At 41.2% G+C, this 24953-nt stretch carries 21 protein-coding genes; 5 read left to right on the forward strand and 16 right to left on the reverse strand.

The window, feature by feature from the left end; all coding sequences use genetic code 11:
- Positions 1-8: 8 nt before the first annotated feature.
- From A3Q33_RS18815 to A3Q33_RS18840, 6 genes are read right to left on the reverse strand one after another with little or no spacing between them, the layout of a single operon-like run.
- Positions 9-1178, reverse strand: coding sequence for an acyl-CoA dehydrogenase family protein (locus tag A3Q33_RS18815; RefSeq protein ID WP_081181378.1), 1170 nt, complete (start codon positions 1176-1178; stop codon positions 9-11).
- A 12-nt stretch (positions 1179-1190) separates the two neighbouring features.
- Positions 1191-2366, reverse strand: a complete 1176-nt coding sequence (locus A3Q33_RS18820; RefSeq protein WP_081181380.1) for a lipid-transfer protein — start codon at positions 2364-2366, stop codon at positions 1191-1193.
- 17 nt (positions 2367-2383) lie between these two features.
- On the reverse strand, positions 2384-2815 hold the full coding sequence (locus tag A3Q33_RS18825) for a MaoC family dehydratase (protein ID WP_081182794.1): 432 nt from the start codon (positions 2813-2815) through the stop codon (positions 2384-2386).
- Entirely contained in the window at positions 2805-3938 is a 1134-nt protein-coding gene (locus A3Q33_RS18830; RefSeq protein WP_081181382.1) for an acyl-CoA dehydrogenase family protein, read from the reverse strand. Before A3Q33_RS18830 ends, A3Q33_RS18825 begins: the two co-directional genes overlap by 11 nt.
- Positions 3938-4924, reverse strand: coding sequence for an OB-fold domain-containing protein (locus A3Q33_RS18835; RefSeq protein WP_196798008.1), 987 nt, complete (start codon positions 4922-4924; stop codon positions 3938-3940). Before A3Q33_RS18835 ends, A3Q33_RS18830 begins: the two co-directional genes overlap by 1 nt.
- Before the next feature lie 51 nt (positions 4925-4975).
- Positions 4976-5761 carry an SDR family oxidoreductase gene (locus tag A3Q33_RS18840; protein ID WP_081181384.1) on the reverse strand — a complete coding sequence of 262 codons (786 nt, stop codon included), beginning with the start codon at positions 5759-5761 and terminating at the stop codon, positions 4976-4978.
- A gap of 171 nt (positions 5762-5932) precedes the next feature.
- Between A3Q33_RS18840 and A3Q33_RS18845 the strand changes: the two genes are divergently transcribed.
- On the forward strand, positions 5933-6718 hold the full coding sequence (locus tag A3Q33_RS18845) for an enoyl-CoA hydratase (protein ID WP_081181386.1): 786 nt from the start codon (positions 5933-5935) through the stop codon (positions 6716-6718).
- 185 nt (positions 6719-6903) lie between these two features.
- Here A3Q33_RS18845 and A3Q33_RS18850 read toward each other — a convergent pair whose 3' ends face one another.
- The 6 genes from A3Q33_RS18850 to A3Q33_RS18875 form a co-directional block, all read right to left on the reverse strand.
- Entirely contained in the window at positions 6904-8082 is a 1179-nt protein-coding gene (locus A3Q33_RS18850; protein WP_081181388.1) for an MFS transporter, read from the reverse strand.
- A 279-nt stretch (positions 8083-8361) separates the two neighbouring features.
- The gene (locus A3Q33_RS18855; protein ID WP_081181390.1) at positions 8362-9522 is read right to left on the reverse strand and encodes a helix-turn-helix transcriptional regulator; all 1161 of its coding nucleotides are present in this window, start codon (positions 9520-9522) and stop codon (positions 8362-8364) included.
- Between the two features lie 305 nt (positions 9523-9827).
- Complete coding sequence (locus tag A3Q33_RS18860) at positions 9828-10895, reverse strand: alkene reductase (protein ID WP_081181392.1); 1068 nt, start codon at positions 10893-10895, stop codon at positions 9828-9830.
- Between the two features lie 9 nt (positions 10896-10904).
- Positions 10905-11675 carry an SDR family NAD(P)-dependent oxidoreductase gene (locus A3Q33_RS18865; RefSeq protein WP_081181394.1) on the reverse strand — a complete coding sequence of 257 codons (771 nt, stop codon included), beginning with the start codon at positions 11673-11675 and terminating at the stop codon, positions 10905-10907.
- A 75-nt stretch (positions 11676-11750) separates the two neighbouring features.
- Complete coding sequence (locus A3Q33_RS18870; protein WP_081181396.1) at positions 11751-12788, reverse strand: ferredoxin--NADP reductase; 1038 nt, start codon at positions 12786-12788, stop codon at positions 11751-11753.
- A gap of 14 nt (positions 12789-12802) precedes the next feature.
- Positions 12803-14023: an acyl-CoA dehydrogenase family protein gene (locus tag A3Q33_RS18875; RefSeq protein WP_081181398.1), complete on the reverse strand. Its 1221-nt coding sequence runs from the start codon at positions 14021-14023 to the stop codon at positions 12803-12805.
- A gap of 283 nt (positions 14024-14306) precedes the next feature.
- Here A3Q33_RS18875 and A3Q33_RS18880 point away from each other — a divergent pair, with 283 nt between their 5' ends.
- The 3 genes from A3Q33_RS18880 to A3Q33_RS21010 all read left to right on the forward strand — a co-directional run bounded on the left by A3Q33_RS18880 (position 14307) and on the right by A3Q33_RS21010 (position 17862).
- Positions 14307-15137: an SDR family NAD(P)-dependent oxidoreductase gene (locus A3Q33_RS18880; RefSeq protein WP_081181400.1), complete on the forward strand. Its 831-nt coding sequence runs from the start codon at positions 14307-14309 to the stop codon at positions 15135-15137.
- 402 nt (positions 15138-15539) lie between these two features.
- Positions 15540-17264: a TonB-dependent receptor gene (locus tag A3Q33_RS18885; protein WP_286160895.1), complete on the forward strand. Its 1725-nt coding sequence runs from the start codon at positions 15540-15542 to the stop codon at positions 17262-17264.
- A 34-nt stretch (positions 17265-17298) separates the two neighbouring features.
- Positions 17299-17862, forward strand: a complete 564-nt coding sequence (locus tag A3Q33_RS21010; protein ID WP_286160896.1) for a TonB-dependent receptor domain-containing protein — start codon at positions 17299-17301, stop codon at positions 17860-17862.
- Between the two features lie 575 nt (positions 17863-18437).
- Here A3Q33_RS21010 and A3Q33_RS20665 read toward each other — a convergent pair.
- Positions 18438-18581 (reverse strand): hypothetical protein, encoded by a 144-nt coding sequence (locus A3Q33_RS20665; RefSeq protein WP_155866809.1) that lies wholly within the window; start codon positions 18579-18581, stop codon positions 18438-18440.
- A 297-nt stretch (positions 18582-18878) separates the two neighbouring features.
- Between A3Q33_RS20665 and A3Q33_RS18890 the strand changes: the two genes are divergently transcribed.
- Positions 18879-21230 (forward strand): TonB-dependent receptor, encoded by a 2352-nt coding sequence (locus A3Q33_RS18890; RefSeq protein ID WP_081181402.1) that lies wholly within the window; start codon positions 18879-18881, stop codon positions 21228-21230.
- Between the two features lie 462 nt (positions 21231-21692).
- Here the strand turns inward: A3Q33_RS18890 and A3Q33_RS18900 are convergent, their stop codons facing one another.
- The 3 genes from A3Q33_RS18900 to A3Q33_RS18910 all read right to left on the reverse strand — a co-directional run bounded on the left by A3Q33_RS18900 (position 21693) and on the right by A3Q33_RS18910 (position 24733).
- The gene (locus A3Q33_RS18900; protein ID WP_081178157.1) at positions 21693-22709 is read right to left on the reverse strand and encodes an IS110 family RNA-guided transposase; all 1017 of its coding nucleotides are present in this window, start codon (positions 22707-22709) and stop codon (positions 21693-21695) included.
- Positions 22710-22984: 275 nt separating this feature from the next.
- Positions 22985-24301, reverse strand: a complete 1317-nt coding sequence (gene deoA, locus A3Q33_RS18905) for a thymidine phosphorylase (protein WP_081181404.1) — start codon at positions 24299-24301, stop codon at positions 22985-22987.
- Positions 24302-24313: 12 nt separating this feature from the next.
- Complete coding sequence (locus tag A3Q33_RS18910) at positions 24314-24733, reverse strand: cytidine deaminase (RefSeq protein ID WP_081181406.1); 420 nt, start codon at positions 24731-24733, stop codon at positions 24314-24316.
- Positions 24734-24953 lie beyond the last annotated feature (220 nt).

The following is a 24953-nucleotide window of genomic DNA, read 5'->3' on the forward strand; positions in this document are numbered from 1 at the left end:
AACTCCTATTAACGTACGGCGCGAGGCATACCAATGCCAAACTGGGCAATAAGTTCGCGTTGAATTTCGTTCACACCACCACCAAAGGTTAGTGTTACTGATGCACGTACTTCATATTCGAGCTCGCCCATCAAAAAAGCTGCTGCTGAGTCGTCTCGAACCATGCCATTCATACCAACAATATCAATCAGCTTACGCAAAATTTCAATTGATGACTCACTGCCATAAACTTTAGTGATAGACGCTAATGCTATATCCATTTTTCCATGCTCTAAATCAGCAGCAATACGGAAATTAATCAAACGCATAGCTTCAAGTTTTGCATAACATTCTGCCAGTGCTGCTCTTACCCATGGATGATCAGATGCACGCTTACCTTGCTCGTCAGGTGTCTTAGCCCAAAGGTAAATGCGACGATACAAGCCTACGACTTTATCTGACCAAGAGCCTAAACCTAAACGTTCATGGTTTAACTGTGATGTGATCAGTCTCCAACCACCATTTAATTCACCTACCAGCATCTCTTTAGGTACTTTAACATTGTCATAGTAAGACGCTGCTGTTGGATTTGAACAGGTTGGAATAACGGTACTGCTAAAACCTTCACTTTTGGTATCTAAGATCATGATAGAGATACCCTTATGACGAGGTAATTCTTGATCTGTTCTAACCCCAAGCCATATGTAATCAGCTGACTCTGCGCCTGATGTCCACATTTTATTGCCATTAACAATAAAATTATCACCTTCAAGCGTTGCTTTGGTTTTTAGGGTTGCTAAATCAGATCCTGCATTTGGCTCTGAATAACCAATAGCGAAATGAATTTCACCATTAGCAATACCGGGTAAAAACTTTTCTTTCTGTAAATCAGTACCATATTGCATTAACGCAGGGCCAACAGTGCTGATGGTGACAAAAGGTAATGGCGCTCCAGCTATATTAGCTTCTTCAAAAAATATAAGTTGCTCTGTCGCTTTGTAGCCTTGACCACCAAACTCTTTTGGCCAGCCTACTGCTAACCAGCCGTCTTTACCTATTTGACGAACAACGTTGCGAAAATTATCACCACCCTCTTTTCCTCTGAGCTGCTGGCGCAATTCAGGTGTCATTAATTGCGTAAAGTAATCTCTAACTTCTAGGCGTAATGCCCGTTGTTCTGGTGTTAAATCAATGAACATGATGCACTCCTATTATTCTGCGCCTAAAATTAAACCACTCGTTGGAACACCAGTGCCCGCGGTAACGAGTACATTCTCGACATCGTCAACCTGGTTTACTGAAGTACCACGCACTTGTCTTACCGCTTCAGCTACACCATTCATTCCATGGATATAAGCTTCACCTAGCTGTCCTCCGTGCGTATTAATAGGTAATTTACCACCACGTTCATGATGACCAGCACGAATAAAATCTTTCGCTTTACCGCGCTCAGCAAAACCAAACGCTTCAAGTTGTGGTAAGACAAACGGTGTAAAATGATCATAAATAATAGCAGTTTGGAAGTCATCAGGACCTAATCCTGATTGCGCATACAGCTCTTTAGCGACGATATCCATCTCTGGTAAGCCGGTAATATCTTCACGGTAATATGAGGTCATAATTTGTTGACCTTCAGCGATACCTTGCGCACCTGCTTTGATAATCACGGGTTTTTGCTTTAAGGTTTTAGCACGGTCAACACTGGTGATAACCATAGCAACAGCGCCATCAGACTCTTGACAACAATCAAGTAAGTGCAGTGGTTCGCAAATCCATTTTGATGCTTGATGATCTGCTAAGGTAATTGGCTTTTGATAGAAGAATGCTGCTGGGTTAGTTGCAGCAAAATCACGAGAGGAAACAGCCACACGACCAAAATCTTCTGAGGTGGCACCAAATTCATGCATATAACGCTGGGCAAACATACCCACCCAACTTGCCGGAGTATGAAAACCATGGGGCATATAGTAGCCATAGTTAACATTTTCAAAAAATGGTGATGCAGCAAAGCCGTAATCGCCCGTACCAAAGCGATACCAAGAGCGTTCATTCATCGCTCGATAAACCACGACGGTTTTTGCCACACCACTTGCCACAGCCATTGCCGCATGCATGATAGGTCCACATGCTGCTCCGCCGCCATGAGGAACTTGTGAGAAAAATTTCACTTCATCACAACCTAATAGGCGTGCAATTTCATATTCTGGAACTTTATCTACAGAATAACTACTGAAGCCGTCGACTTCACTTGGGTCGATACCGGCATCTTCTAATGCCGCTAAAGTTGCTTCCATCGCTAAACGTAATTCAGTACGACCAGAGTTTTTAGAAAACTCGGTGACACCTAGACCTGCAATGGCAGCTTTACCGCTAATTGACTCATTCATCTTGTCTCTCCTAAGTGTTATGGCAATACCAAACGTACTGTGCCAGTGACATGCATGCCGTATTGATTTTTACCTGCTAAACCAACCTCAATAGTACGGTTATCAGGATTTTTTCCTGTAACTTCACCCATAAAGACCATAGTGTCATCAGGGTAATTAGGCATGCCTAGTTTAATATCTATGTTTTCGATAGTGCTTTGTGGGCCACTCCAACCTTCAACAAATCCTTGTACTAAACCATTAGTCGTTAAAATATTCATAAAGATATGTGGTGAGCCTAGTGCAATCGCCGCATCTTTATCATGATGACCCGGAAAAAAGTCACGGGTTGCTAACGCACCATTAGAGATTAACGCTACCGTAATTGGGATAGATTTTTCAGGTAATTTATCGCCTACCTGAACGTCATTAAATTGCATTGTTTGAGTGTGCGTATTTTTAGTTTGCATAGTTTTCATCCAGGTCATATTTCCAGCCAAGCTTATCGCTTTGGGTTAAAGCATCGCCAAGTTTCGCTAATAATGCGGGACTACCGCCTAAATTTAAGCTAATTGCACGACTCCAATAAAGGTATCTGTAAATGATGTAACTAACATCAACACCAAAACCACCGTGAACATGCTGTGCTTTATGACCAATGGTATGGCCAGCTTCACAAGCTTGCCAAGCAGTAGCAAAAGCTTCATGTTCACAACCCAAATCGTTATCAATACGGTAACAAAGTTGCCACACACTACTGCGTAAAGCTTCAAGTGCAATTTTGGCATCTGCCATGGTCATTTGCACCGCTTGGAAAGTACCAATGGCACGCTCAAATTGCTTACGTTCACTAACATACTCAACTGTTTTAGCAATTTGAACTTCACTGACACCTAATTGTAAAGACGCTAACGAAGCAAGAATACGTGGGACTAGCCAACGATTAGCATCAGCTTCAAGTAATGATGACGCTGAAATAACAACATCATTAAGATGTAAGTCAGCAACTTCTTCACCTTGCGTCATTTTTCCTTCGATCAGCGATAAACCTTCAGTTTTACTCGCCAACAATGCCCAGCGTGTTTCGTTGCCTACCGTTAACGGCAGTAATATATAATCAGCTAAACCTGCAACAGCAACTGATTGAATTAAACCATTGAGCTTTAATTCATTATTAATTTTTTCAACTGAAACTTGTGCTTCAGCAAAATTATTAACTAAATTGAACGCTAAGGTTAACAAGTTAGTCCCTGCTGCGGCTTCTTCTGCGGTTGAGGTAAGATCTTCGGAGCCAAATTTAGCAATGGCAGTCGCAGCAACTTGATGTCGCCACAGTGGCACTTGACCTAACGCACCGCCTTGAGCTTGCAATACAAGACTCAATTCAGTCATACCCAGATCAATACCGCCTATAGCTTCAGGGATAATAACCCCTTGTAATCCAGTTTCGATACAGGCCTTCCATAAGTCAGACATTGTGCCTTGACCAGCCTCATCGTAGTCTCGTAGAAACTCGTCAGTACAGGTATCAGTAAAAAGGCTCTTCGCCATATCGGCAATAGCCGACTGCTCTTCTGTTAGATTGAAATCCATTACGACTCCTTAGTAGACACAAGTCTAAATTGAGGCAAGGTCAATTCACCATCAAATGTGTGGAATTCCACTTGCACCTTTTGGCCAATTTTCGGCGATTTACCTTCTTCAAGACCAATTAAACCCGCGGGGATACGAACACCTTCTTCTAATTCAATAAGACCAATGGGATTCGGGCTATCAAATGGCGCTACGTGTGGATAATGCATTATAACGAATGAATATAACTCGCCTTTACCACTGGTAACTTTGTAACCTAAATCGAAGGTATGACAATGCATGCAAACAGGTGCTGGTGGGTGTTGTAATTTTTTACAGCTGTTACATTCTTGAATACGCAGCTCATTCGCTTCAAAACCTTCCCAGAAAAAACGGTTATCATCACTGATAGCAGGCTTAGGACGTTTGCGTACAGCCGCTTCTTTTTTAACTGCAGGTTTGTCCGGTTTTTGAGCCGGCTTAAATTTAATCACGCGAAACATCATATCACCGACTTTTTCATCATCTTGGCCTTCAGGCTGTTCAGAGAAATAAGTCATTTTTAACGTCACGAAAAAACCCGTACCAAGTGCCGTTGTTTTCTCTTCACTAACACTATCTAAAACCGTGGTGTAATAAAGTTTCTCACCCATGGTTATATAACGATCAAAGGTTAAGTTTGAGTTAACCGCTACCACCGCTGGGTAACCATGCTTTTCAATTACTTCAAGTACGCCATAGGGGTTTTCATCCGTCGACCCTGGTGCCAATTTTTTATCACCAAAACCTGCCAAACACCAACCCTGTAGCATTGCTGGTGGCGCAACTAACTGTCCATGTACTGTCGTTGCAGCGTATTCTGCATCCGTATAAAGTGGATTGTCTACGCCCATGATTTCGCACCATTGTCGAACCATGGCTTCATTAATTCTGTCCCACGCGTAGATACGACCATATTGTCGCCCTACCATCGCTTCTATTTCGGATAACCATTCATATTTAGCCAATGTTCGTCTCCTACATTTATCAAGATCAATCTATAATTTGAAAGAAAATAGCTATTTGCTTTCTTCGCTAGCGTTGAGAAAAGCGGGCATTTCACCACCGCCATTTATAAGTAAATTACAACCACTTGCATAACTCGCTTCAGGCGAAGCTAAAAATAAACAAGCATTAGCAATGTCTTCAGGCTCAGCCAACCTACCTGCCGGTATCGTCTCACTCACCGCTGCTATACCTGCTTCGTCACCGTAATGCAGGTGAGAGTTTTCAGTTCTTACTAAGCCTGGACTCACCGCCATAATGCGCACTTTAGGTGCCCATTCAACAGCAAGAGACTTAACTAGCGACAACACACCCGCCTTGGCTGCGCCATAAGCCGCTGTACCAGGTGAAGCACGCATCGCACTGATGCTGCCAATAAATATAATGCTGCCACCTTTGCCGGCCTGCATAATTTCATTTGCTTGCTGAGCAACATTTAGCGGTGCAATAAGATTAAGTTTCAATATTGCTTCATGAAAACGGGGAGATGCTTTATCTGCTAATGCAAAAGGACTGCCACCCGCATTATTAATTAACACGTCTAACGTGCCATATTCCTGCACTATTGCACTGAACATAGCTGCAGTACTATCAATATCTTTCACGTCGGCTTGAATAAAGTGCGCTTGATTCACTTTTCCATCTACGGTAACTTGCGGCAACAACTCGACTTCTTTACGACCACAGACAACAACTTTGGCACCTGCCGACAAGAAACCTTTGGCAATGCCAAGACCAATGCCTTTGGTACCTCCAGTTATCAGTACTACCTTGTCTTTATATTTTTCACTCGGTTGCATAGTTCAGCCTTGCATTAAAATTAATTCCATGAAAACAGTGTACATTGAGCTTTAGATAATCAGCTTCGTCTAAATGGACGATGCTGACTTTAGGTTCGAAAAGTGACAATGGCTTCTATTAAAATTTTACGGTACTGGAGGAATTTGTTTCTCCAGTGTTTGGAGATACTGATGACGGATAAAAACCAGCCTAGCGTTATATTGAGTTTTCCTGAAGCAGGTGTTGCTGAGTTGAGATTAAACCGCCCTCACGCTACCAATGCTTTAAGTTTGGAATTACAAACCCTGTTATCCAAACACTTTACTGATTTAGCTAATAATAAAGATGTTCGATGTATCTTGTTAACCGGTGGTGAAAAAGTTTTCGCCGCAGGTGGTGATATTAAAGGCTTAATTGATGCTGACCCGATTGAGATATATCAACGCCACACTGAACGCTTGTGGGCACCTATTGAACAATGCCCTAAACCGGTTGTTGCGGCAGTTTCTGGTTATGCATTTGGCGGTGGCTGTGAACTTGCAATGTTGGCCGATATTATTATTGCGGGCAAAACAGCAAGCTTTTGCCAACCTGAAATATCCATTGGTATTATGCCTGGTATCGGCGGAACTCAACGACTAGTGCGCGCGGTTGGTAAGGCCAAAGCAATGCAAATGGCATTAACAGGAAAACCGATCAGCGCTCATGATGCATGGGTTGGCGGACTCGTTAGTGAGTTATGTGAAGATGACGAGGTCTACACAAAAGCACTAGCAAACTGTCGTCGCATTGCCCGGATGCCGCCATTAGCAGCAGAGCAAATCAAAGAAGTTATTCTTGCAGGCATGGATGCTCCACTTGCAAGCGCGATGGCCTTAGAACGTAAAGCAAATGCGTTGTTATTTGCTTCACAAGATCAACGTGAGGGTATGGAAGCCTTCTTACAAAAACGCCACCCTGAATTCAAAGGTAAATAAAAGATATATAAAAGATAAAGCGATGAGCAAACAAAAACAGTTATATTTATCTATTGTGCATTAGCTATTTAATAATATTGATTTAAAATTCCCAATGTGCAACTTAAGCCAGCAATTTGCTGGCTCTTTTTTGCCTGTCATTTACATAATCTTGAATGATGATAACAATTTGGTAGATTGGTTGATTAACTAGCAAGCGGATCGCTAAGTACTTGACGTTGGCGGACTGCCAACGGGCCAATAAAGCATATCATTGACACTAAACTGGTCGTAAACGCTAGCGCTAAAATCCCCTGGTAACCCGAAGACGCAAGCCAACCACCAAGTGCCGGACCTACCATAGCACTGACACCAAATGCGGCGGGGATCAGCATAATTGCTCGGCCTTTAGCGTCTAACCTTGCTACAGCGGCTGTTTGAAATACGCAACCCCAAGTAAAAGCGACTTCCCAAATCCAAGCACCCATCGCAAAAAGCACAAACTGATGAGAGACGCTACTAAGCGACAGCCAAATTAAATATAAGCCGATGGCTAATACACTCAGTACGATAATATAAGGTTTACGCAAGCCTAATTTACTGCCCACCAGCGCAACTGAAAACGCCGCCGCGCCACCGAGTAACTTCAGCACAGCAAACAGAATACCTAACTGCGCGGGCTCTAACTTAATACTATTCCCTATCCGCTCTAAAAATGCCCATAACGCTATGTTACCTGTGGCAAATACCAAAAATACTAACAATGCCATCCAAGCAGACTTAGGGATATTCAGTTGAGATTTTATACTCAAGTCTTCATGCGCCAGGTGGGTATTTTTTGGCAACCAAAATACACTGATACTTAATAGCAAAATAATAAGTGACAGACTTATCGCTGCCCCCGCATAACCAAATTGGCTAATGACATAAGCAGGCAAAGCAAATAAAACGATGGCTGTTACCCCTAACTCAATGCCTTGACGAACACCTAATGCACGTTCTTTATTGATCATTTGACCAATAATTCTTAGGCCAAGGCAGGTCATGAGTGCAGCAAAGAAGCCAATTAAAGCCCATAAAGGCATTTGCCAATTCACCTCAGATACTGCAGAAAGTAGCAACAATAAACATGAAGCTACTGCACATGCCACTGTTAATTTACGCAAGCAAAAACGACTGATGATCAATACCGACGACAAAGTCCCAAGCAAATATCCAGCAAAGCAGATTGAGCCTAGCAAGCCAATTTCATGAGGGGCTAATCCAAAAGTATCAGCTAAAGAACCTAAAAGAATGGGCAGAGAATTGAAAGGTAATCCACCAATAGTAGAAGCAAAACTAGCGGCTAGCATTAATGCCAACGAATGTTGAGAGACAACGCGCATAAACAACCCCATGCAAATTATACCGAACTTGGTATGACTAGGAGCGTATTGCTCCAGATACTGTAGAGTTACCGTGAAATGGGTTTAATTCATCGTGCGGATGGACTATTGATGCCTAAAGAGCGAATGAAGTGATCTATTGCTCATTTTTACCTTTAAAAATGAGCAAATAATTAATCAACTTGGTATTAGATAACGAATGTGAAAATTGATATTAATACTTACGCCTCAAAGCGGATAGGTTGAGGCGCAGTAAAGTAGAGTTAAATAGATGGAGTGCTAATGCCCTTCACTATCATCGTAGCCTAATGCCGCAACACTATTAAGGAATAGTCTTACAAGCTCAGTTTGGCGACGTACACCAGTTTTAGAGAATATAGAACGCAGGTGTGCCCTAGCCGTATTGCGACGAATATTGAGTGCTTCTGCCGCTTCTTCCAACGACAAGCCATTCGTCAACTGCAATGATAAAGCCGTTTCAGCTGGAGTTAGTCCAAAAAGCTTTTTAGAAATTTCTATGCTTGTTGTAGACTTTCCTATCGCGTCGCGTATGTAAACCACGGCCTTATTCTGACCTTTACCTTCGGCCCAGCCCAAAGATGGTATGACCTCGATCACAACCCCTAGTGCAATTTCACCTGACGGACGTGTAATAGACATCGCCTCAGGCATAGTCTGTTTTTCGCTGGCGTGAGTAAAAGCTGTTTTAATTAAACGCTTAAGCTCGCGGTTATCAGTATTATATTGTGCGGTAAGTTTTCCGGCGACGATTTTAAGCCCATCATCAGCGTCGAGAATATGGCTAGCAAAAAGATTTTTATCTAGCACACGACCATGTTCATCAATCGTGATAGTAGCAATAGATAAGCGTCCAATCGCACGAGAGTATAAAGAGCCAAGAGATTCAGAACTGTTAAGCTGTAAGAAAGTAGAAATTGCGCGTCTAAAATGGGGAATTAATAATGTACATAATGCTTTATCTGACTCAGAAAAATCTTCTTCTGCTTGTCCTCGAGTCACCCTGAACCTTAAATTACCAAAATTCGGTGTACTAATGTCTACGGTCATTACATGATAAACATCATTATTTGCACACCAATGCTGTCGGTACGAGCTTTTCTGCCATTCAACATCATCCATGAAATCTCGAACGGTTAACACGGTATCTTCAGGCTGATCTGCAAACGGGGTAAGTTTATAGTGATAGGGTAAATCTTGAACGCTGTGCTCACCTTTCAAGTTATTCCCAACGGCGATCATTAAGCCTAAGTCATCTTCTTCAGGGATTTTTAAAATCAAAGTTACAAAGTTAGCGTTGAACAACACTTGCAATAATTTAAGGGGATTACTCCAACTCTCAGAGTTAGTATCTTTGGCCGATTCATATAACGAATTAATTAATTCATTATATTGCTCGAGTTCTATATTTATTTCTGCCATATATTCGACCTATTGCTATTATTATTAATTCAATATTTAAGGGTGAAACAAAAAATAAGCATTTAAATATTATAAGCTTATATTATAATTCAGTGTTTCTCTTACCACTATCTATCTTATTGTCGATCTTTGCAAGCAGACCATCAACAATCATTAATATTAGCAACGAAATAGTATGCACTTTCATTTCCAATCATAGTTTATCGCGCTAATTTATCTGCAGTATAGTTCAATACTTTAGGCCTACTAGTTCCCACCACTATAAAAACCTACGCTACAGTGGTGAGAATTGAGTATAAATTTGACTATGCGGTTGCATAATCAGTATAGCCCGCAGCACCCGGCGTATAGAGTGTTTTTCTATCTAATCTAGTTAACGGTAAATTTGCAACAATACGACTGACAAAATCAGGATTGGACACATAATGCCGAGCAAAAGAAACTGCTTCAGCTTGTCCTGCTATAACCGCCTGTGCTGCAGAATCAGGATTAAAGCCATCATTAATAATCAGTGCACCTTTGAATGATTCTCGCCCAATTTTAAAAGCGTCTATCTGCTCGATAGGTGCTCGCATCATGTGCAGATAAGCTAAGTCTAGATCTGAGATTGCCTTGAGTAAAGCCACATGGCTTTCTTCAGGAAACTCATCGTTGGTATCGTTAAAACGATTACCTGGGTTCATCCGCAGCCCAACACGCCCAGCACCAAATACTGACGCCATCGCACGTAAGCATTCGGCAGCAAATTTAACTCTTGCTTGGACATTACCACCAAATTCGTCACTGCGCTGATTCGAATCTGAACATAAAAACTGCATAGGTAAATAGCCGCTAGTACAATGTAATTCTACACCGTCAAAACCGGCTTCTTTGGCATTGATTGCCGCTTGACGATGTTCGTCTATAACTTTCCAGACAGCTTCTGTACTAAGTTCTGTTGGCATATCATAAGGTTGCATACCAGCACTGTCGGTATAAACCTCACCACGCGCTTTAATAGCAGAAGGTGCAACAGTGGCCAATTCACTACCCTTAATATGATGAGAGCCAATACGCCCCGCATGCATTATTTGTAAGACTATTTTGCCGCCTTGTTCATGAACAGCGTCAGTAACCGCACGCCATCCTTTAATATGTTCTGGTGTTTCAATGCCTGGTTGGCGATTGTACGCTTGCCCTGCTGCCACTGGCCAAGTTCCCTCGGCAACAATAAGTCCAGCATTCGCTCGCTGACTATAATAGTCACGCATTAAGTTATTGGGAGAGCCATCGACTTCAGCGCGATTGCGCGTCATCGGTGCCATCACCACTCTATTTGCCAACTGTATATCTCCAAGCGCACAGCCTGTGAGTAATGGGTGAGTTTTAGTCATCATAATTCCTTAGTCCATCGCTGTAATAAGTACAGCGGAACGACCACCATCAACGGGTAAACATGCACCAGTGATATATGAAGCATCATCACTGGCTAAAAAAGCAATCGCACTTGCGAGTTCATCACTGCGTCCAACTCTACCCATAGGGATAAGTCGGTTGGTATTTTTAAGGGCTGTTTCGTCAGCCAACATGCCTGCAGTTGCTGGTGTCTCTACAATAGCGGGTACGACAACATTGACCCGAATATTGTTCCCAGCACCTTCTGCTGCTGCAGCTCTTGAGAAATTTATTACAGCAGCTTTAGCCGCACTATAGCCCGACATCATTGGCGTACCTAACTCACCGCAAATAGAGGCTAGATTGACGATAGCGCCACCTTTTTTCTTCATCAACTTAATCGCTGTGCGGGTACCCCAGAATGTGCCATCGACCGACGTGCTAAAATTACTATGCCAATCTTCTGTGCTCATATCTTCAATACTGCCGTAAGAAAAAGCCATGGCGTTATTCACAAGAATGTCTAATCCGCCGAACTGGTGTGCCGTTTGCTCAAGGGCTTGAACAAATGCTTGTTCATTGCTCACATCGACCTGCATAGCATGAGCGGTGAAGCCTTGCTCGCGAATATTCGCTACCACTTCCTCTATTGGTGCTTGACGACGACCACAAATAATAACGTTGGCACCTTCTTGGGCCAATCGCTGTGCGGTTGCGGCGCCAATGCCACTACCGCCACCTGTAACGAAAGCGACTTTACCTTTAAAACGTGATTGCATTGGAAACTCCTCATGTCTGTAATATGCAGACAACACTGCACATTGAAAATAGGTTGTAACGCGCGATGGCGTTATCTAGGTATATTTGAGCTTAACCTCAGTGGTCAGAGGCACAGCTTGGCAACTTAAAGTTAATTTGTTGGCCAAATCTCTTTCATCAAGTACATCGTTATTATTGAGTTTGACACTTCCTTCAATGACCTCACACATACACGAAGCACACATACCTTCGCGACAAGAGTAAGGCAATTCAATACCTATTTTTTCAGCCGCATCAAGAACGGTTTGCCCTGCTTCACAAGGAATAACATGATGTTCACCGTCGATTTCAAGTAGCACAGTTGCCGCCGGTGTTACTACTTCATCAATAGTTAACTCATCATTTACAGCTGTATTTACATCTTTAGGCTCAGCTGCACTAACAAATCGCTCTATATGAACTTGCTCATCAGGCATGTCTGCCAGTTTAAGTGCATTTGCCATCGCATCCATAAATGGCCCGGGACCACATATAAATGCTCGCCCTTGTTGCATGCCACTCACTAACGAAACCAGTAGTTTTTTCGACGGTATACCTTGCAATGAATCTAATAAGTGAATGACTTCAAAACGATCGGCATGATCAGCCGCCAGTGTTTTGATTGCCTCTTTAAAAATAACTGAGGCTTCATCTCTATTGGCATAAATTAATCGAACTTTACCTGTACCATGGGTTAATACATGACGCAAAATCGATAACACAGGTGTTATGCCGCTACCACCAGCACATAAAAGATGATCTTCAGATAAATCTTTCGGGACAAATAGCCCTGCAGGCTGCATTACCTCTATCGTGCTACCGACTCTAAGATTATCGCAAATCCAGTTCGAGCCACGCCCGCCATCAACTCTTTTTATCGTAACGCGTAACCCTTTATCAAGGCTTGGCGTACTAGACATCGAATAACAACGTTGCAGGTATTCGCTTTCATAAGGCAATTTAAGAGTGATAAATTGCCCGGGCTGATATTTAAATTGCTCGGTTAACGCTGCAGGCACATCAAACAAAATGGAATACGCGTCTGCGGTCTCCTTGATGGCTTCTGCAACGGTGAGATTATGGTAACGAGACATATCGACTCCTTGGGTTACACAAAGGGATCTGCATTAGGTAAACCTAGCATCACAGTACCGTGTGCACGAATGTAAGCATCCGTATTATTTGCAATATGTCCACGGGCTTGGTTAATGTCACGGAATATTCGTTCAATAGGGTTAGTTTTATAAGTACCTGATGCCGCACAAGCACGTAAAATATCATTTATTCTGTCACCACAAAGTTTTGGTACAACAGATGACTGGGCTCTTTGTAGTAAACGATCTTCTACTGGCATGATTTCACCGGCCTTAACTTTATTGGCAATCTGTTCGAAATTACGAAACAGTACCAAACGAAGTTGATCGGTAGTGATCATCGCTTCAGTAACCGCCATTTGAGCATTAACATCTTCTGCCGTCTTGCCGCCATGTTTACCAATATGGGCTAAACAACGATCTCGGAACTCAGTAATCGCGCCTTCAAGTGCCCCGATACAAGCCGTAGATACTGCGCGTTGAAAGACTTGAATAAACGGTACTTTATATAACCAACTGGTATTCACTGCACGTCCAGCACAGGCCTCATCACTGTAGTCGTTTGTTTGATGCGTACGATGTTCAGGTACAAAAACATTATCGACAACAATATCATGACTGCCAGAACCTCTTAAACCCAGCACATCCCAATTTTTTACTATTTTGAAGTCAGACTTGGGTAATAAAAAAGTGACATGTTCTAACTCGTTACTACCGGGTGATTTGGGTAATAACCCGCCTAGAAAAATCCATTCACAATGTTCAACACCACTGGAGAATCCCCAATGACCAGAAAAACGATAACCACCTTCCACTTTTTCCGCTTTGCCTGCTGGCATATATGTAGAAGCAATCAACGTTGTGGTGTCCTCACCAAATACTTCTATCTGAGCTTTTTCATCAAATAAGCCAATTTGCCAATTGTGAACACCAATAACACCATATATCCATGCCGTTGACATACAGCCTTGTGCTAAGGTCATTTGAATAATGTAAAATACGCGTGGGTCAAGTTCATAACCTCCCCAGCGTTTAGGTTGTAATACACGGAACAGACCCGCTTCAATGAGGTCTTTTATAGTTTCTTCAGGCACTTTGCCAGCGGCGTCTGTGGCGTTTGCACGCGCAGCCAGAACAGGAACTAAGGCCTCGGCCGATTCGATAAGTCGAATTGCGTCTGACGTTAGAAAGTCATCAGCGACACCTGTAATATTAATTTTATTTGGAACACTCATGGTAATTATCCTTGATATAGTTAGCACACAATTCGCGTGGTTAAAGCTCACCAGCTTGCTTAACATCAGATTTTCATAATAGCCATAATCTCTCATCGTCAATATGGACTAAGTAATATGATTCCAATAATCTGCTTAGAACTAGTACTCGGATAAATAGCGATAGTAGTGATTTATTAATAGCCATCTGGAGCAATAGTCCAAACAAAGGTTGCCCGTGTAATAGCAAATAATAGAATTAATAAATTAACTTTATTGTCGAACATACTAAAACGAGGGTGTTATGAAAAAAATTGCATTTATTACCGGTGCCAGCCGGGGTATCGGACGGGCTACTGCTATTGCCTTTGCTCGTGCAGGTTTCGATTTAGCGATTAGTGCAAGAACATTAGAAACTGGGGAAGTTTTTCAGCATAGTGTGCGTAAAGCCGATGGCCGACCACTCGATGGTTCTCTCAATGCAACTGCGGATGCTGCAAGGAAATTAGGCGCACAAGTGCTGGTGGTTCGCATGGATTTGCTAGACAACAACTCGGTAATTAATGCCGCACAACAGGTGTTAGATCACTATGGCCGTGTTGATGTATTAATCAATAATGCCATCTACCAGGGAGCTGATCTTAATCATACCTTCATGGAATTACAGCCTGAGACCCTAGAGCGCGTTGCACAGGGCTACATTTTAGCGCCTTTTATATTAACCCGTAAGCTGATGCCTGCCATGCTCGAACAAGGTGCTGGGGTTGTGATCAATATTACATCAGGTGCTGGAGAGAAAGATCCACCTTTTGCAGCCGATAAGGGTGGCTGGGGCTATGGCTACGGTGCTGGTAAAGCCGCTGTATCTCGTCTTTCTGGTGTCCTTAGTCGAGAACTGGGTGAGCAAGGAATACAAGCATTTACCGTTAATCCTGGTGTTATCACCACTGAAACACTGAAAGAAACAATTGGCGAAAAAGGTGTTTTGGCACTGAGTAACTGTAGTGCTGCTCCCGAAATCCCTGCTGCTGTTTTTGTTTGGTTAGCAACAAATACTACTGCCACCAACTATCAAATGTGTACGATTAACGCACAGCCCTTTGCGATTGAAAAAAATATTAAAGCAGAATCGTAGATTAAAAAGTAATACCAATTTCATTAATCATCTGTTCTATTTCATTCACACACACAACCTTAAGTGATTGTTTTTCATGTGAAATAATATAGTACTCAACTATTTTAATCAGTAAATATGAGCTGACAATTAGTGAGATTGGTATAAGCATTTATTGATAAAAGACAACACTACTTCAACCAAAGCACTAGCCTTTATTTCTCTATAGTCCAAATGCGTGATGTTCAAAACATTACTTCTCGTTACTTTCAATAGGCGTTCAAAAAAAGTACAACAGCATAAAAATAATGTTTTAAGCATGACCTTTTTATTCATGATAGTTAACGCATAGAAGGGAAAGTTGTAATAAGAAAATGCTTATGACTATAAATAAAACAAATAGAACCCATTAGAGGAACTGGCATGAATATTAATGATAAAAACTCGACATCCAATCTCAAAATTAAGCCGCTAGCGTTTGCCATTGCATGCGTTGTATCTGGTCAAACACTTGCAGCTGAAGATCAACCTTTAGTTGAAAAAGGCCAAACTAAAGGTATTGAACGTATTTCTGTTACTGCCCAAAAACGTGTTAGCACCCTACAAGAAACGCCTATAGCCATTACCGCTTTTAACGAAGAAGCGCTAGAAAACCTAGGCATTAAAGATATCAGTGATGTAAATAACTTATCACCTAATGTTAAAATTATTCCACCTTACGGTAGTACTTTTAATGTTGGGATGAATATTCGTGGTTTAGGCACAGCTGAGCCTTCATTAGCTATCGATCCTAAAGTAGGTATTTATTTAGATGGCGTTTATTTAGCACGTAACTCTGGCGCCATTTTTAATATTGTTGATTTAGAGCGCATGGAAGTTTTGCGTGGCCCACAAGGTACACTTTGGGGCAAGAACACTACCGGTGGTGCGCTGAATTTAGTGACCAGTAAACCTTCCGAAGATTTTGAATTTAAACAAAAATTCACTATGGGTTCAAATAGTCAGTTTAATTCAACTACCTCTATTGATACTGGCGCTTTTGGTGACTTTACCGCCAGAGTCACTTATATGACAGGTGAACATGACGGTTGGGCTAAAAATACATTCGAAGGGGCCAAAGAGAAAAACTTAGGCGCTGAAGACGTTGATGCTCTGAGAATTGCATTGCGTTATACTGGTGATGACTTTACGGTCAATTATAGCTATGACCGCACTGATGCTAGCTCGGTTTCTATACCGGTCCAAATCAGTAACGTTAGAGATTTCGCGACTAACCCTGCTATACCGACTATCGATTTATCAACGTTTAAAGCCTATAACGGCAATGTCTTTGCCATGATGGCGGCTAATGAACATGACAAAAGTCGCCAGACAGAATTCGAATTGGATAATCACGGTCGTGAGTACGTTGATATTGAAGGCCATAACCTGACTTTTGACTGGGACTTTTCAGACCATCATTCCTTCAAGTCTATCAGCTCTATTCGCAGTTATGATTCAGATTTAAGTGAAGGCGCCGATACCGATGGCGGTGCTTATTTTGCAACCGCTTTCGATGGTTCTGATACTATCGCTATTCCTGCATTTCAATACAGTAGCGTCAAATCTCAAGAACAAAAATCACAAGAATTTCAATTGTTGGGTGAGTTCTTAGAAGGTGACTTAAAATATGTAGCTGGTTACTACTATTTCACTGAAGAAGGTCAAGAAGATAACCCATGGACCCTCTCAGCTTTGCTACCAAGTGGTCAAATTTTTACCTTTACAGAAGCCATGCCTGCTGGCGTATTCTACAGTGTTACGGCAGACTCAAGCGCTTTATTCTTTAATGTTGATTACAAATTAACTGATGAACTAAACGTGATTGCAGGTGTGCGTTACACCAAAGATAAGCGGTCATTGACTAATGTTGCCGAAAATGATCCGCTGTTGCGTAACGACCTCAGTACTTCTGAAGAATGGTCAAAAACAGTCGGTTCATTATTATTTAACTATGTAATGAATGAAGACTTAACTATCTATACAAGTGTCGCGCAGGGTTACGCCGCCGGTGTTTATAATCCAGGTACAAAAAGCCCCTACGCCTTCCTTAATCCTGCAAATTTAGGGGAAGCAGATTTCGAAGGGACTTACACCAGCAGATCCTGAAGATACTACTGCCTATGAAATTGGTGTTAAAGCGATGATATTTGATGACCGCTTAATGCTTAACTCTGCTGTCTTTATGAATGACAACACTAACTTACAAAAAACTGTCTTTGTTGGTGGTATACGTCGCTCAGTTAATACAGGTGAGTCTGAAACCATTGGGTTTGAAGTAGATGCCATATTTGCCGCAACTGATGACCTATCATTCACCGCAAGCTACGGTTACCTTGATACTGATTATTCTGATGATACCGTCACTGACGCTTCAACTTACACTGCATCTGTTGCCATGAATTGGACACTGGCTGAGCTAGAATTTGGTAATCTAAGTTTACATACCAACTATGTCATGGTTGATGAATTTCAATACGGTGCGTCAGACCCAACGTTAGTGGCTGATAGCTATGAGTTGCTCAACGCACGTTTAACCTTATCTGATATTAAAGTCGGTGAACGTTCGAACCTTAAAGTCTCACTGTGGGGTAAAAATATTACTGATAAAGAATACACGGTCTTTGGCTCTAATTTCAGTTTCTTTGATGCTCAATCTTACGGTGCTCCAGCCACATATGGTGTAGACGTTAGTTTTAACTTCTAAGGAGAAACGAATTATTCATCTAAGTAGGTTATTTAAAACATAGATGTCGTTTATTGAATAACCAGACAAGTAATCAGCGAGTGCTATCGATTAATAGTACTCGCTACATTCCCCCCCAATACTCATCGTCCCATCTTGATATTTTACATGTTATATTTTCTAGCTTGACGCTGTAATATAAAGATTTGTACATTTTTAGCCAATCATTACGCCAGTATCGTGAGTGTTCTTGCTGATCAAATCGAGCATTTTCGAAGCATGATCGAAGCAATGGCTAAACGTAAATGAACGATCCAGTGGACCGTTTATTGGCTATCGACAACTTCAATATCGGATATAGTCAATATCAATTTTCAGCAACCAACTAACGTAATGAACAGGTTCTCGATAATTCTGATGTATTGTAAAAGTGATTTATCTTTATGCAAATCATCAACAGGCTCAACTTCACATCATTAATTCCTACCAGCGAGCTTTGTTTGAATATATTTATTACTTTATTTGAGTATATTTCTCGCTGTACGAAACGTGACTTATGACCGATTTTAATTACCTTATCTAGCAAGGTTATTCAGTTATATTTTTGCTACTTGTGTTTCATTAGCAGAATTTAAATGAGCGCTGGCAATACTTTTGGGCCAGGTTAAACGACTCGTAAAGGTAATAACATCAATAGGCTCAATAATACGTACAGCGTTTATTTCAGAAGATACAGGCATAAAATATATTTGTTCATCCGGTGTTCCTAACGTCTTTTGTATTTTCTAGAACATAGGTTTAAAAAAAATTCTTCGCCAACTGATTCATTTCACCTTTAAATTTTGGCCTAATTTTATACATAGTCCAAATGCGTGATGCTCAACATAGCCGTTCTCGATACTTTCAATAGCAGTTTAAAAACATAAAAAATATTACGGTTTAGACATTTCCACTCTACTAGGATTATATTTGAATAGAGTTGGATGTAATTGATAAATGTCTTTTCCTGCAAAATAATACCCAACAGAGGAAATGGAATGAATATTAATGATAATAAGTTTGCATCCAATCTCAGTATAAAGCCCCTGGCACTCGCAATTGCTTGCGCTATTTCTGGCCAAGCGTTTGCAGCCGAAGAACAATCTGGCGTGAATGAAGGCGAGATAAAAGGTATTGAACGCATCTCTGTTACCGCACAAAAGCGTGTTAGTACACTACAAGAAACCCCTATTGCCATTACTGCTTTTAACGAAGAAGCGCTTGAAAATTTGGGTATTGAAGATATCAGTGATGTAAATAACTTATCACCTAATGTCAGAGTTTTCCCCCCTTATGGTAGTACTTTTAATGTTGGGATGAATATTCGTGGTTTAGGTACAGCAGAGCCTTCATTAGCTATCGACCCGAAAGTAGGTATTTATTTAGACGGTGTTTATTTAGCGCGTAACGCTGGTGCCGTTTTTAATATCGTTGATTTAGAACGCATGGAAGTTTTACGTGGTCCTCAAGGTACATTATGGGGTAAAAACACCACAGGTGGTGCGCTGAATCTAGTAACGAGTAAGCCTGCTGAAGATTTTGAATTTAAACAAAAATTATCCATGGGTTCAAACAGTCTATTCAACTCAACTACCTCTATTGATACCGGCGCTTTTGGTGATTTTACTGCAAGAATCACTTACATGACCGGGGAACATGACGGTTGGGCAACTAACACCTTTGAAGGCGCGAAAGAGAAAAACTTAGGTGCTGAAGAACTCGATGCTGTGCGCGTAGCTTTGCGTTATGCCGGTGATGATTTCACGGTTGATTATAGTTATGACCGCACCGATGCCAGTTCAGTATCTATTCCAGTCCAAATCAGTAATGTGCGTTCTGCCTTTACTGACCCGAGAGTACCCACTGTAGATTTAAGCACCGGAAAGTTATATGCCGGTAATGTCTTTGCTATGATGGCAGCTAACGAGCATGGCCCAAGCCGTCAAACAGAATTCGAATTGGATAATCATGGTCGAGAATATGTTGATATTGAAGGTCATAATTTAACGCTCGAATGGGACTTTGCTGAGCACCATATGTTCAAATCAATCAGCTCTATTCGCCGCTACAGTTCTGATTTAAGTGAAGGTGTTGATACTGATGGTGGCGCTTATTTTGCCCCTGCATTAGACTTTACTACCTCACCGCCAAGTGTTGATGTAACCGATACCATTGCTATTCCCGGTTTTCATTACACCAATGTAAAATCGCAAGAACAGAAATCTCAAGAGTTTCAACTATTAGGTGAATTCTTAGAAGGCGATTTAAAATACGTTGCAGGTTATTACTATTTCACCGAAGAAGGTGATGAAAACAACCCATGGAACATAGGTATTTTTACCGGACAAGGGGCTAACGTATTATTTCCAGATGCGTTGCCGTTTGGTGGTTTCTACAGTGTGACAGCTGATTCAAACGCCCTATTTTTCAATGTTGATTATAAATTAACAGATGAGTTAAATGTAGTTGCTGGTTTGCGATATACCAAAGATAAGAGATCATTAACTAACCGGGCAGAAAATGACGCCATGTTAAGAAATGACCTTCATGCTGAGGAAGATTGGTCAAAAACCGTTGGCTCTTTATTACTTAACTATGTCATGGATGATAATTTAACCGTTTATGCAAGTATAGCCCAAGGTTATGCAGCAGGTGTTTATAATCCTGGCGCAATCGATCGATTTGCATACCTTAATCCAGCCAACTTAGGCGAGGCTAATTATGAAGGTACACTTACCCCAGCAGATCCAGAAGATACCACCGCTTATGAAATTGGTGCTAAAGCGATGCTGTTTAACGACAGATTAATGCTTAACTCTGCCATTTTTTATAATGACAACAGTAATCTGCAAAAAACAGAGTTAGATGGCAGTATCCGTCGCTCACTTAACACGGGTAAATCAGAAACCACGGGGTTTGAAGTAGATGCGATATTTGCTGCAACAGATGACTTATCGTTCACCGCCAGCTTTGGTTATCTTGATACCAAGTATTCTGACGATGCATTTACCGATGAATCAACTTACTCTGCCTCTCTTGCAATGAATTGGACGTTGGCAGAACTGGAGTTTGGTAATGTTTCATTACATACCAACTATGTCATGGTTGATGAATTCCAATTTGTTGTATCAGATCCAACGTTAGTAGCAGAAAGTTATGAGTTACTCAACGCGCGCTTAACCTTATCTGATATTAAAGTCGGCGAACGTTCAAACCTGAAAGTATCACTTTGGGGTAAAAACATTACGGATGAAGAGTACATAGTATATGGTTCGAACTTCAATTTCTTTGATGTTCAAGCCTACGGCGCACCGGCTACATATGGTGTAGACGTTAGTTTTAACTTTTAATATTAATTAAATATTCACAAAAAACCGATGCTATTGCATCGGTTTTTTTATATCTTAAAATATTTTATGATACCAAATGTAATAAGTTATTGACCAATTTTAAGCGAGGATAAACTGTTCAAGAATACATGTTTATTGTTCCAGACTAAACATAAGTACCTGCATATATGGACCCACTCCGTTTGCAAGACATTTAATCGTTATGTAAGAGAAAATCATTGCTCTCATATATCCGGCCTGTTTATGAAGGATTTTTACCTTCTGGCCCCGATGGTTGTTTGCGCTCACACTCCTCATCATCCCTCCGGCTTTTTTATTAGCCAATGCAGGTACCAGGTTTTGTGCAAGCCAGTCTGACTATCTTACCATCCGATTAATTTATCTTTTGCAACTGAAGTAAAAGGGTTTTACTGTTATCTCATCACTGAAACCAATCTAACTTGCTTCAGTTTTGAGCTTTATTTATATAGCCGGGCGATAACTTTCCCCCTTCGCCATTATTACCCAAGCCATTCTTGCTATTTTATTCGCCACAGCAACGCATGCTTTGTTGTGTCCTCGTCGGGATTTTAACGCTTGTGCCCACAAACTAAATCGGTCAGTTTTGTTTTCACTGTGCCTTAATACTGCCCGGGCCCCGTGGATGTATAGTGTTCTTAAATAACTATTACCGCGTTTACTTATACCGAGTAAGGTGGCCTTTCCACCCGTTGAATGCTGCCCAGGAACAAGCCCAAGCCATGCCGAAAAATGTCGACCATTTACAAAGTCTTTTCCATCTCCTGCAGCTGCATAAGTAGCGCTAGCTGTGATTGCTCCAATACCTAATATTTCATCTAAGCGAACACATATTTCATTTTCTTTATTCATCGTGTTTAAGCGAACTTCACACGCTTTAAACTTCACTTCTGTGACTTGAAATTCAAGCCATAACTCATTAAATATCTCCCGACTTAAATACGTTAACTCATTTGTCGCATCCTCTAAAATATCCGGCAGTTCATTGCGAATTGCAGAAATACCTTTATTGATGACAATGCCATATTCTCCTAACAAGCCTCGTATCTGACTTGCTAATGCTTTACGTTCTTTCTTTATGCGTTCACGTTGTCGATGGAAGTTTTGAATATCTTGTTGTTCTATCGATTTAATTGGCACAAACCTCATGGTCGGGCGTTGCGCTGCCTCTGCAATACCTTCGGCATCGTTATAATCATTTTTATTGCCTTTAACGAAGGGTTTTACATATTGAGGCGCAATAAGTTTTACTTGGTGCCCCAATTCAATAAATTTTCTAGCCCAGTAGTTCGCACTGCCACAAGCTTCCATTACAATTAGGCAAGGCTCTAATGTTGCCATGAAACTCAACACTTGTTTTCTTCTTAATTGTTTCTTTTTTACAAATCGCCCATTTTTATTCACAGCGAACATGTGAAAAATTGATTTTGCAATGTCTAAACCGATTGTAGTAATCTTCATGTTGATCCACTCCGCTTTTATAAATGATTGTTATCACTTTCATTTTGGCCCTAAAGAGGCCGGAAATAAAGTTGGAGTGGGTCCATACCATTATCCCTGCAGGCAAGGCGTTTGATTGATTAGGGCATGGATGCCCGTAAGTAGAACAATGCAGGAGCAATTGTCGAGTAATAGCGGGCGTGTGTGATTGAAAACAACGCAGTTATTGACGATGTAAACCGCCTTAAAATGATCGATTATTTATTTCAATTGGTATAAGTTTAACTTATGAGCAACTATGAAGAGATGGTTTGATAGATAACCGGTGGTTGCTCAGCTTGCTTTTCACCAATAACCAAAGCCGCTTGGTATTGCTGACTCGCTTGATTTGCTGAGTCTTCATCATTTGCATGCACGCGGGCTAGAACATCACCACGGTTAACTAACGTGCCAATGGGCAACACTCGGTCAAAACCTACAGTATGATCAATTTGTTGACCATTAGCGGTACGACCACCTTTCAAGCCAACAACAGCTAAACCAATATCACGTGTTTGCATACCATTAATGTAACCATGATCTAGGGCAATAACATCTTTAATACAGTTGGCACGTTGCATAGAACGCCAAGGATCTTCCATAAAATCACTTGGGCCACCTAAAGCATGAATCATCTTGTTAAATATTTCAGCGGCGGCGCCAGAGGCCAAAACGCTGTTGATTTTTGCTAAGGCTTTATCTTCATTTTCTGCAACTTTCGCACTTACTAACATAGCTTTAGCAAGTGAAACGACTACAGCATGCAATCGAGGTTCACGCAGCGTACCGTTTAAATATTTAACCGTTTCAGCCATTTCCAAAGCGTTACCAGCCGTAGCACCTAACACTTGGTTCATATCAGTAATAATAGCTTGTGTTGGAACACCTGCGCCATTAGCAACATTGACAATGCTTTGCGCTAACGCTTTGGCATCATCAATATTTGACATCATAGCGCCATTGCCAACTTTAACGTCCATAACCAAAGTATCAAGCCCTGCTGCTAATTTTTTCGACAATATAGAGGCAGTGATCAAAGGAATAGATTCTACCGTAGCGGTAATGTCTCGTATGCCATATAAGCGTTTATCTGCAGGCGCTAAATTATCAGTTTGCGAAATAATCGCCATACCTAAATCTTTTACTATACGCTTAAATTCACCAATGCTGGGCTGAACATTAAAGCCAGCAATACTTTCTAATTTATCTGCAGTACCACCTGTATGACCTAAGCCACGACCTGCAATCATAGGGACATAAGCACCACAAGCCGCAACAATAGCGGCCAACATAAAGCTAACCTTATCGCCAACACCGCCCGTTGAATGTTTATCCACTATTGGGCCTTCTAATTCTGGCCAAGACAATACATCACCTGAATTTTTCATCGCCATGGTAAAGTCGATAATTTCACGGGTTTCCATGCCTTTTTGAAAAATCGCCATCGCCATAGAGCCGGCTTGGGCATCATTAAAATCTTGCGTTACTAATCCATCAACAAAGCTTTGAATTTGTTCTTTAGAGAGTGAGCCACCATTTCGTTTGGTGCGAATTATTTCTTGTGGTAATAACATGAACTAAAATCCTTATTTTTCAAGTAAATCTTTGGGAGTAAAAGCATCTGGTAATAGTTCGTTAACTGTCCATTGCTTTTTATTATTATTATGGTTAACAGCCATAACCAGTGCGTCTGGTGCTAAAAACTCAACAATAACTTGTCGACAAGCACCACAAGGCGGCGTTAACTTTTCTTGATTGGTATAAACCACTATAGCTTTAAATGCTTGTTCGCCTGAAATAACACCCTGGGCTAAACAATTGCGTTCTGCACAAACGGTTAAGCCGTACGAAGCATTTTCTACATTACAGCCTTTAACTATTTTACCACTAGCCGTTAACGCTGAAGCACCAACGTGAAAGTTACTGTATGGTGCATAGGCTTTTTCAAAGCCTTCTTTAGCAGCACTAACCAGTGCTAATATTTCATTACTGTTAATCTTTGACATTATAAAAACCTTTATCTGACCAAGTGGTCAACTTATATCTATCCTAGTAAATCACTCATAAAAAAGCAACTATAAAATCATTAAATATTGGCTATTGACGTAAAAGGCCAAAATCACTCATTAACTTAGTATTCTATGGCTTGAAACTACCTATTTCAGTGCTAATTAGAAAATGTAAGACCTATATCGTTAGCAACGCGTTATAGCCATAAATGCCTTC

This window comes from Colwellia sp. PAMC 21821, from assembly GCF_002077175.1.
GTDB lineage: Bacteria > Pseudomonadota > Gammaproteobacteria > Enterobacterales > Alteromonadaceae > Cognaticolwellia.

What these genes read in the sequence shown, in the direction of transcription:
- A3Q33_RS18830 (WP_081181382.1), bottom strand. Translation starts at nt 3,938, where the DNA reads ATGGATTTCAATCTAACAGAAGAGCAGTCGGCTATTGCCGATATGGCG.
- A3Q33_RS18815 (WP_081181378.1), bottom strand. Translation starts at nt 1,178, where the DNA reads ATGTTCATTGATTTAACACCAGAACAACGGGCATTACGCCTAGAAGTT.
- A3Q33_RS18880 (WP_081181400.1), top strand. Translation starts at nt 14,307, where the DNA reads ATGAAAAAAATTGCATTTATTACCGGTGCCAGCCGGGGTATCGGACGG.
- A3Q33_RS18855 (WP_081181390.1), bottom strand. Translation starts at nt 9,522, where the DNA reads ATGGCAGAAATAAATATAGAACTCGAGCAATATAATGAATTAATTAAT.
- A3Q33_RS18870 (WP_081181396.1), bottom strand. Translation starts at nt 12,788, where the DNA reads ATGTCTCGTTACCATAATCTCACCGTTGCAGAAGCCATCAAGGAGACC.
- A3Q33_RS18875 (WP_081181398.1), bottom strand. Translation starts at nt 14,023, where the DNA reads ATGAGTGTTCCAAATAAAATTAATATTACAGGTGTCGCTGATGACTTT.
- A3Q33_RS20665 (WP_155866809.1), bottom strand. Translation starts at nt 18,581, where the DNA reads ATGCCTGTATCTTCTGAAATAAACGCTGTACGTATTATTGAGCCTATT.
- A3Q33_RS21010 (WP_286160896.1), top strand. Translation starts at nt 17,299, where the DNA reads ATGATATTTGATGACCGCTTAATGCTTAACTCTGCTGTCTTTATGAAT.
- A3Q33_RS18910 (WP_081181406.1), bottom strand. Translation starts at nt 24,733, where the DNA reads ATGTCAAAGATTAACAGTAATGAAATATTAGCACTGGTTAGTGCTGCT.
- A3Q33_RS18865 (WP_081181394.1), bottom strand. Translation starts at nt 11,675, where the DNA reads ATGCAATCACGTTTTAAAGGTAAAGTCGCTTTCGTTACAGGTGGCGGT.
- deoA (WP_081181404.1), bottom strand. Translation starts at nt 24,301, where the DNA reads ATGTTATTACCACAAGAAATAATTCGCACCAAACGAAATGGTGGCTCA.
- A3Q33_RS18850 (WP_081181388.1), bottom strand. Translation starts at nt 8,082, where the DNA reads ATGCGCGTTGTCTCTCAACATTCGTTGGCATTAATGCTAGCCGCTAGT.
- A3Q33_RS18900 (WP_081178157.1), bottom strand. Translation starts at nt 22,709, where the DNA reads ATGAAGATTACTACAATCGGTTTAGACATTGCAAAATCAATTTTTCAC.
- A3Q33_RS18885 (WP_286160895.1), top strand. Translation starts at nt 15,540, where the DNA reads ATGAATATTAATGATAAAAACTCGACATCCAATCTCAAAATTAAGCCG.
- A3Q33_RS18860 (WP_081181392.1), bottom strand. Translation starts at nt 10,895, where the DNA reads ATGACTAAAACTCACCCATTACTCACAGGCTGTGCGCTTGGAGATATA.
- A3Q33_RS18825 (WP_081182794.1), bottom strand. Translation starts at nt 2,815, where the DNA reads ATGCAAACTAAAAATACGCACACTCAAACAATGCAATTTAATGACGTT.
- A3Q33_RS18820 (WP_081181380.1), bottom strand. Translation starts at nt 2,366, where the DNA reads ATGAATGAGTCAATTAGCGGTAAAGCTGCCATTGCAGGTCTAGGTGTC.
- A3Q33_RS18845 (WP_081181386.1), top strand. Translation starts at nt 5,933, where the DNA reads ATGACGGATAAAAACCAGCCTAGCGTTATATTGAGTTTTCCTGAAGCA.
- A3Q33_RS18840 (WP_081181384.1), bottom strand. Translation starts at nt 5,761, where the DNA reads ATGCAACCGAGTGAAAAATATAAAGACAAGGTAGTACTGATAACTGGA.
- A3Q33_RS18890 (WP_081181402.1), top strand. Translation starts at nt 18,879, where the DNA reads ATGAATATTAATGATAATAAGTTTGCATCCAATCTCAGTATAAAGCCC.